The following is a 2,680-nucleotide window of genomic DNA, read 5'->3' as shown; positions in this document are numbered from 1 at the left end:
GCATCAGGCGACCAAGGAATAATATCAATTTTTTCGCCTTGTAATTCAGCAACAACAGCTTGTACACGACTTCCTCGCATTCCAACGCATGCTCCAACAGGATCAATGGAACCATCGCGTGAAACAACGGCGATTTTAGCCCGTGAGCCTGGATCACGAGCAACAGATTTGATTTCTATAATACCATCATAAATTTCAGGTACTTCCATAGTGAAAAGTTTTACCATAAATTGGGGATGGGTGCGTGAAAGGAAAATTTGCGGCCCACGCGTTTCACGGTGTACATCATTGACAAAAGCACGAATGCGATCTCCATAGCGGAATGATTCACGAGGAATTAATTCATCACGGCGCACAATAGCTTCACCGCGCCCTAGATCAACGATGACGTTACCATATTCCACACGCTTAACTGTACCAGAAATAATTTCACCAACTTTATTTTTGAATTCTTCATATTGCTGATCACGCTCTGCATCGCGTACTTTTTGTACAATAACCTGTTTAGCAGATTGTGCTGCGATACGTCCAAAATCCATAGGAGGTAAAAGATCAGCAAAAAAATCACCAATTTTTGCTTCTGCTTGACGTTTGAGAGCATCAGACAAAGTAATTTCCGTTGTATAGTCTTCAACGACATCAACGATTTTAAGCAGGCGCTGTAATTTAATTTCACCTGTTTTAGAATTGATTTCAGCACGAATATTGGTTTCTTGACCATAACGAGAACGTGCTGCTTTTTGAATAGCATCAGCCATCGCAGAAATGACAATTTCACGGTCGATTGACTTTTCACGTGCAACAGCATCTGCAATTTGCAGAATCTCAAGCCTGTTAGCGCTTGTAGCCATCAATTTTCTCCTTCTTTGTGCCACACGATGGGTATTTCCCAGTGATATTATTTTTTGAAATTGAGCGTCTGTATAGAGTCGTTAGCGTTCTCTTTGGCAATGAATTGTTGACTTAAATCTTTATTTTGTTTCAATGCATCGCGAATAAGCTCATCGGTAAGCACTAAATGCGCATTTATAATATCACAAAAGGAAATAGGGGTATACATGGCTTCTCCATAAGCAGCTTTATCAGCGTTTAAAATAAATCCATCTTGCGTGATATTTGTAAGTGTCCCGCGAAATTTTCGGCGCCCATCAATTGTTATTTTGGTTTCAATTTTTGCAAGATGCCCTTGCCAATGAAAAAAATCAGATTTTCTTACCAATGGACGATCAATTCCAGGGGATGAGATTTCTAAATGATATTTGCGTTCAATAACATTTTGTACATCAAGGAGGGGAGAAACAGTTCGACTAACCGTTTCACAATCTTCTATGGTCATAGAACCATCGGCACGTTCAACCATAATTTGAAGTGTTAAACCATTTTGACCAAGAAGTTTCACGCGAACCAAACGAAAACCTAAAGGTTTAAGTAGTGGTATGACAAGAGCAGCAACCTGTGCTTCGATACCATCTTCTTCAAACAGGCGCGGTTCGTCAAGATTGCTTATTTTTTCAACTTCATTCATAAATTTTATCCAAGTTGGTTTCATCAGTTTTATGATATTAAAAAAGAGCGGGTCCAACGGCCCACTCTTCATCATAAGACCAAGAATTTAACTATTGATACTCTTAAATTCAAAATTTTTCAAGTTGTTTATGAGAAAAGCGCTTGATCATTTATTTCTTGATAAAGGTAAGATAGGCAGGCGTTCGTCCTTCGCGGAGAGCTTTTGCTTCATAGCGGGTTTCGCTCCATAGTGGATAAGGGAGTTTCCAGTCTTGAGGGCTTTCTGCTTTCCATTCAAAGTGATCATGTTGTGCACAATGGTACAAAGTCCAGTTTACATAACTGTCTATATCGCTAGCAAAGCGAAAAAATTTCCCTATTTTAAGAACACGAGAAAAACGGTTAAGATTTTTTATATTGATGAAGCGTCGTTTCCAGTGTTTCTTTTTCGGCCAAGGATCAGGATAGAAGAGGTCTATTCCATCAAGCGAGTTATCAGGGAGCCAATCCAGAAGGCGTGTAGCATCATCATTATAGAGGCGAAGACGATTTTGATGGTTTTGATGCTGTTCAAGAGACGACAATATTTTTGCCATGCCATTGATAAAGGGCTCGACACCGATAAAACCGGTTTTTGGAAAATATGCCATTTCATGAAGTAAATGTTCACCTCCACCAAAACCGATTTCAAGTCGAATTTCTCTTACTTTGCTTGAAAATAAAGATGTAAGGTTTAAGGGAGGAGGGACATTTAAATCAATATTCAAACTGGGGAGAAGCATTTGTATACGTGTAAGCTGACTGTTTCGAAGTTGTTTTCCTTGTCGGCGTCCAAAAAATGCTTCACTCTTACGTATATTATGTTTAATCATGGGATTTGGATCATTGTTTGAAGCGTTTTCACGAGATCAGTTTTTTCCCATGAAAACGAACCATCGTGTTTTGGTTTACGACCAAAGTGACCATAGGCAGCTGTTTTTGCATAAATAGGTTTATTGAGGTCAAGATGTTTTCGAATGCCGGTAGGTGAAAGGTCCATTATTTTGCGGATGGCTTCTTCAATAACCTTTTCATCGACTTTTCCTGTTCCATGAAGATTAAGATAAATAGATAAAGGTTGTGCAATACCAATTGCATAGGAGAGTTGAATGGTGCATCTTTCTGCTAAATGAGC

The 2,680-nt window shown here is 39.1% G+C and carries 4 protein-coding genes; all 4 read right to left on the bottom strand.

The features are described 5' to 3' along the window. The coding region (gene nusA, locus ACFIO3_RS11155) for a transcription termination factor NusA (protein ID WP_375704468.1) at nucleotides 1–851 on the bottom strand (851 nt) is incomplete at its 3' end. A 47-nt stretch (nucleotides 852–898) separates the two neighbouring features. Further along, nucleotides 899–1,525: a ribosome maturation factor RimP gene (gene rimP / locus ACFIO3_RS11150; RefSeq protein ID WP_375615155.1), complete on the bottom strand. Its 627-nt coding sequence runs from the start codon at nucleotides 1,523–1,525 to the stop codon at nucleotides 899–901. Nucleotides 1,526–1,676: 151 nt separating this feature from the next. Further along, nucleotides 1,677–2,378: a tRNA (guanine(46)-N(7))-methyltransferase TrmB gene (locus ACFIO3_RS11145; protein ID WP_375606787.1), complete on the bottom strand. Its 702-nt coding sequence runs from the start codon at nucleotides 2,376–2,378 to the stop codon at nucleotides 1,677–1,679. After that, a partial coding sequence (locus tag ACFIO3_RS11140; RefSeq protein ID WP_375704467.1) for a methionine adenosyltransferase domain-containing protein occupies nucleotides 2,375–2,680 on the bottom strand: 306 nt, incomplete at its 5' end. The genes ACFIO3_RS11140 and ACFIO3_RS11145, both read right to left, overlap by 4 nt.

Source organism: Bartonella sp. AD328YNZD (assembly GCF_042196425.1).
The sequence above is the reverse complement of the archived record's forward strand: the minus strand, read 5'-3'. Positions and strand labels throughout refer to the sequence as shown.